Source organism: Paraburkholderia sp. (genome assembly GCF_034668105.1).
GTDB lineage: Bacteria > Pseudomonadota > Gammaproteobacteria > Burkholderiales > Burkholderiaceae > Paraburkholderia.
Genome location: NZ_JAXDPY010000666.1, coordinates 1 through 5,898, shown reverse-complemented (window position 1 = coordinate 5,898; position 5,898 = coordinate 1). Strand labels below are relative to the sequence as shown.

Annotated in this window: 3 protein-coding genes; 2 read left to right on the top strand and 1 reads right to left on the bottom strand. The window is 61.0% G+C overall.

The genetic code is table 11. From position 1 onward, the window contains the following. Positions 1 to 425, bottom strand: a 425-nt coding sequence (locus QOC89_RS29540) for a hypothetical protein (RefSeq protein WP_323048280.1), incomplete at its 3' end; no start/stop codon positions are given. Between the two features lie 494 nt (positions 426 to 919). Between QOC89_RS29540 and QOC89_RS29535 the strand changes: the two genes are divergently transcribed. Both QOC89_RS29535 and QOC89_RS29530 read left to right on the top strand, forming a co-directional pair. Then, complete coding sequence (locus QOC89_RS29535) at positions 920 to 3,421, top strand: penicillin-binding protein 1A (protein WP_323048279.1); 2,502 nt, start codon at positions 920 to 922, stop codon at positions 3,419 to 3,421. A gap of 449 nt (positions 3,422 to 3,870) precedes the next feature. Beyond that, the gene (locus QOC89_RS29530) at positions 3,871 to 4,722 is read left to right on the top strand and encodes a lipid A biosynthesis lauroyl acyltransferase (RefSeq protein ID WP_323048278.1); all 852 of its coding nucleotides are present in this window, start codon (positions 3,871 to 3,873) and stop codon (positions 4,720 to 4,722) included. Positions 4,723 to 5,898: the final 1,176 nt, after the last annotated feature.

Sequence of the window (5,898 nt, the reverse complement as noted above, 5' to 3'; positions counted from 1 at the left end):
GCCTCCTGCTCCTCGGCGGTCGCGGTGAGGGCGGCCATCACGCCGGCGGGCAGCAAGGGTGCCGGGCTTGAACCCGCGGGTGGGCCTAGCAATTCATCCGCGTGCCTGGCCGATGTACCTTCCTCCGGCGCAGTGGATGCATTGTCCTTGGGCGTTTGCAAGGACGCCGGAAGCGCTGCCCGCGCGTGGCGCGTGCCGCGCGCGACCCGCTGCAGCGCCGCGTCGAGCGCGTCCGGCGCGCGCGGCGCACGCAACCGGTCGACGATGCTGGCCGCTTTCACCTGCTCGCTGGTTGCGCCAAAGCTCAATACCGCGCGCCGCATCAGTTCGCTGACGCTAATGCCCAGGTTCTCGGCGGTGGCGGCGATCGCGCGTTTCTGCGCGGTCGTGACGAATACGACGATGCGTTCGCTGGGCTTGTTCATAGTCGGCTCGCATACTTGTTGGCATGGGCGGTTCAAGGCGTTTATCTCGCGTACGCCGTCGCGCGCGCGGTGCTGATTCGCGCGCCGAGTCCATCATATGACGAGTTGCACCGATGCGGAACGGGCGCAACATGAAAATCCCGTGACATCAAGGAGTTGGAGCGTTTCCGGCGGCCTTGTCCACAGGCCTGTGAACATTTTCTGTTGATAATCCTGGCGAGCATCGCCGGGTGCTTGCATGTCTGCCGCGCTCTCCCATCGCAATGCGGCGCGAAGGGAATTCTTACAAAAAAACTGTCTTGGACGTCGCTTGATTTCTTTAAAATGCGCTGTTACGTTGCGCCGGACGATGTCTCAGGCGTGCCGTGTGGTTGCCCGGGGAAATAGGGCCGCGCGGCGTTTAGCGCCTCAAGCCACGATGCTCGACCTCGATCCATGCACGCGCCAGGAGCGTATGCAGAAAGGCGTTCAGTTACGCGCCCACTATTCCAGTCATGCCAATCATCAAACGACCGCATTCTTCAAATTCTCCGGCTGGTGAAGACCGGGACGCCTACCACCGCACTCCAGGACGTAACACTGCGTCGCGCGACGCGGAGGCGGGCCGCCGTTCGATCGGCGTGACCATCGTCATCTGGTTTGCCGGTTTGCTGGCGACCCTTGCCGTGGTGGGTGCGCTGATCATCGGTTACGCGCTCGTGGTGATGGGGCCGCAACTGCCGTCGCTCGACGCGCTGACCGACTATCGCCCGAAAGTGCCGCTGCGTGTCTACACCGCGGACCACGTGCTGATCGGCGAGTTCGGCGAAGAGCGGCGCAGCATCGTGCGCTTCCAGGACATTCCGGACCAGATGAAGAAGGCCGTGCTCGCGATCGAAGACTATCGCTTCTACGAGCATGGCGGCGTCGACTTCGTCGGCATTCTGCGCGCGGGCGTGTCCGACATCGCGCACGGCGGCGCCTCGCAGGGCGCGAGCACGATCACCATGCAGGTGGCGCGCAACTTCTTCCTCTCGAGCGAAAAGACCTACACGCGCAAGATTTACGAAATGTTGCTGGCATACAAGATCGAGCGCGCGCTGACCAAGGACCAGATCCTCGAGGTCTACATGAACCAGATTTATCTGGGTGAGCGCTCGTATGGTTTTGCCGCTGCCGCGCGCGTGTATTTCGGCAAGGATCTGAAAGACATCACGCTGGCTGAAGCCGCGATGCTGGCCGGCTTGCCGAAGGCGCCGTCCGCGTACAACCCGGTGGTCAATCCGAAGCGCGCAAAGATCCGTCAGGAATACATTCTGAAGCGCATGCTCGAGCTGAAATACATCAGCCAGGACCAGTACGACCAGGCGGTGAAGGAAGACATCCATACCAAGAATCCGGGCAATGAGTACAGCGTGCATGCTGAGTACATCGCCGAAATGGTTCGCCAGATGATGTATGCGCAGTACAAGGACGAAACCTATACGCGCGGCCTGAACGTCACCACCACGATCGATTCCGCCGACCAGGACGCCGCTTATCGCGCGGTGCGCAAGGGCGTGATGGATTACGAGCGGCGCCACGGCTATCGTGGACCGGAGGGCTTCGTGCAACTGCCCGCACCGGGCGACGACCGCGATCAGACCATCGACGACGCGCTCACCGATCACCCCGACAACGGCGAAATCATCGCCGGCGTGGTGACGGACGCGAATCCGAAACAGGTGAAGGCGCAACTGGTCGACGGCACCGAGGTGACGATCACCGGCGACGGCCTGCGCTTCGCAGCCGGCGGCCTGAGCGCGCGCGCGACGGCGGCCACGAAGATCAAGCCGGGCTCGATCGTGCGCCTGGTTGCGGACGACAAAGGCAATTGGCAGATCACGCAGCTTCCGCAGGTGGAAGGCGCACTGGTTTCGCTGACACCGCAGGACGGCGCGATTCGCGCGCTGGTGGGCGGCTTCGACTTCAACAAGAACAAGTTCAACCACGTCACGCAGGCGTGGCGCCAGCCGGGTTCGAGCTTCAAGCCGTTCATCTATTCGGCGGCGCTCGACAAGGGTATTGGACCGGCCACGATCATCAACGACGCGCCGCTGTACTTCCCGCCGAGTACGCCGGGCGGCGACGCATGGGAGCCGAAGGACGACGACCAGCCGGACGGTCCGATGCCCATGCGCGTCGCGCTGGAGAAGTCGAAGAATCTGGTGTCGATCCGCATTCTGTCGTTCATCGGCACCAGGTACGCGCAGGATTTTGTCACGCAGCGCTTTGGTTTCGACGCCGACAAGACCCCGCCGTATCTGCCGCTGGCGCTTGGCGCGGGGCTCGTCACGCCGCTGCAATCGGCGGGTGCCTACTCGGTGTTCGCGAACGGCGGCTACCGGATCAATCCGTATCTGATCAACGAAGTCACCGACGCGCGTGGCGAGCCGCTTTCGAAAGCGCAACCGCTGACCGCCGGCCGCGATGCACCGCGTACGCTCGAACCGCGTAATGCCTACATCATGAACAGCCTGCTGCATTCGGTTGCCACCGCGGGTACGGGCGCGGGCACCAATGTGCTGCATCGTTCGGACTTGCAGGGCAAGACGGGTACGACCAACGACGCGAAGGACGGCTGGTTCGCCGGTTATCAGCAATCGCTGGTAGCGGTGGCGTGGATGGGCTACGACCAGCCGAAGAGCCTCGGCAGCCGCGAATTCGGTGCGCAGCTCGCGCTGCCGATCTGGGTCGAGTACATGCAGCGCGCGCTGCGCGGCGTGCCGCAAGCCGAGCCGGCGCAGCCGGACGGCGTGACCGCGGTCGACGGCGAGATGTTCTATACCGACATGACGCCGGGCAATGGTTTCGTGGCCAGTATCGGTCTCGATTCGGCAAATCCGACTGCCGGCGTGAGCGACGCGGTTGGCGGCGTGGGGCCGGCGGGTATGACGCCGCCGACCGTGCCGCCGCCGAGCGTGTCGTCGAATGAAAAGAAACAGATCATGGATCTGTTCGAGTCGAACAAGCCTTGATGGCGCTCGGGACGTCCTTCCCGGGGGCTTGGAGAGGGCCGCCCAGGAACGGAGCGAGGGTGTGCGGCCTGGATTAGGCTGCACACTTACGTTGTTGAAAGGGCAGGGAAATCGCTACCCTTTCCCAGTTTTCGTGATGTTATCTGAGCGGCGTTTTAGCAGATTTTGTGCCCGCCCTCCGCGGTGTGTTTTAATCACGCCTGCGGTGTCTCAATATTGGGTCCTATACGGACGCTCGATTCCTAAGCGGATTCGGTCTCCGGCACCGCTGCGTTTCGCCGCGAGCGAGACGTCCACCTTCGCAGCGCCGCGCCGCGCGAGACCCCTTTGACGCGCGCGAATGCCACCTCGACCATCAGCAACGCGATGTTGCTCCGGCCGTCGTGTTACACACCTAGCATCCACCAGGGTCTCCAGAACTCGTGAAAAGTCGAATACTCATCTGTTTGATGACAGGTTTGCTACGCGTGTTTGCTTTTTTGCCATATGGCGTCGTCGCGCGCATCGGCACCGGCATCGGGGCGTTGCTGTACCGGATTCCGAGCGGCCGTCGGCGCGTCGTGCATACCAATCTGAGGCTGTGTTTTCCCGACATGAGCGATGAGGCGCGCGAACGCCTTGCGCGCGCGCATTTCTGTCATGTGATCCGCAGTTATGTCGAGCGCGGGCCGCAATGGTTCGGCAATGCGCGGGCACTGGCGCGTCTTGTCGAGGTGGAGAGCGCGATCGATCTCACTGACATGGAGGGCAAGCCGACGATTTTTGTCGGCTTCCATTTTGTCGGTATCGAGGCGGGTTGCATGATGTATTCGACGCGGCACCCGGTTGCGTCGTTATACACGCCAATGTCGAACCTTTTGCTCGACGGGATGGCCAAGCGGCAGCGGGGGCGTTTCGGCACCGAGATGATTCCGCGCAGCCACAGCGTGCGGCGGGCTTTGCGTGTTTTGCGTGAGGGGAAGCCGGTGATGCTGGCTGCTGATATGGACTTTGGCTTGCGGGATTCGGTGTTTGTGCCGTTTTTTGGCGTGCCGGCTTGCACGCTGACTTCGGTTTCGCGGATGGCGCGCGCGGGGAATGCTCGTGTTGTGCCGTTTGTGACGGAGGTCTTACCGGACTATCGTGGTTATAAGCTGACTATTTTTGATGCGTTGAGTGATTTTCCTTCGGATGATGTTTCTGTTGATGCTCGGCGGATTACTGAGTTTCTTGAGACGCAGGTAAGACGGATTCCTGATCAATATTATTGGGTGCATAAGAGGTTTAAGAATCGGCCTGTCGGGGAGGCGGGGGTTTATTAATCGGTTTTTTTGCGCGGGGCGCGGGGGTGGGTTTTTTTGCCTGATCGGCGCTTGGTTTTCTGTTTGCCTGCGGCGGTGGGGTTGGTTGTGTGCCTGCGGTGTTGGCCTTTCCTTGAACTGGCTCTCTGGCATTTGGTTGATGTGACTCTTTGGCCTTTACTTGTATTGGTATTGGTCTATTAGCGTTGCCCCTGTGCGGGGCGGCACTTACTTTCTTTGCCGCGGCAAAGAAAGATAAGCAAAGAAAGCCGCTCAACCCGCTAGCTCATAAGCGGGTCCCCCGCACAGTCACGGTAGTGGTGCATCTGGAATTCGTGCCCTCGCACATTTTTGACGTGAGTGACACAGCCGTCATTCTTCCGGCGGCGCTCCGCGCGCCGAAGAGCACTTCATACAACCGCTCGCTACGGTCTAACTCTCGCGTTCTACCTCATACCGTTCCCCGTCATTGCATTACCACCGTCGCTCCGACGCCGGTGCTGGCTCCGACTCCGACTCTGGCTCTGGCTCTGGCTCTGACTCTGACTCTGACTCTGACTCTGACTTTGACTCTGACTCTGACTCTGACTTTGACTCTGACTTTGACTCTGGCTTTGGCTTTGGCTTTGGCTTTGGCTTTGGCTTTGGCTTTGGCTTTGGCTTTGGCTCTGACTCCGGCTCCGGCTCTGCCTCTGGTTTTGGCTCTAAGTCAGAATCGGGCTGCGGCTGCGAGCACTGGTTCGGGTGCGAGTGCGAGTGCGAGTGCGAGTGCGAGTGCGAGTGCGAGTGCGAGACGTCGACAATTAACTCGCGGTGGGGTTCACGATGATTGCGGGGGGGGGCGCTTGGCCGAGGCGAAGCCGCTGGCTCCCACCGCGCCTAGCCAGAGCTCCTGGTTTCCCAAGCAGACCGATCCGCGACGCACGCAGTGCGGAGTGGGTGCTGATGAGCGCCTTGTCACTTACGTTGAGTGTGCGAAGACACAGATTCCAGATGCACCACTACCCTGACTGTGCGGGGGACCCGCTTATGAGCTAGCGGGTTGAGCGGCTTTCTTTGCTTATCTTTCTTTGCCGCGGCAAAGAAAGTAAGTGCCGCCCCGCACAGGGGCGGCTAATAGACCAATAAGAAATCAAGGAAAGGCCAAAGAGCCAGATCAACCAAATGCCAAGGAGCCAGTTCAAGGAAAGGCCAAAA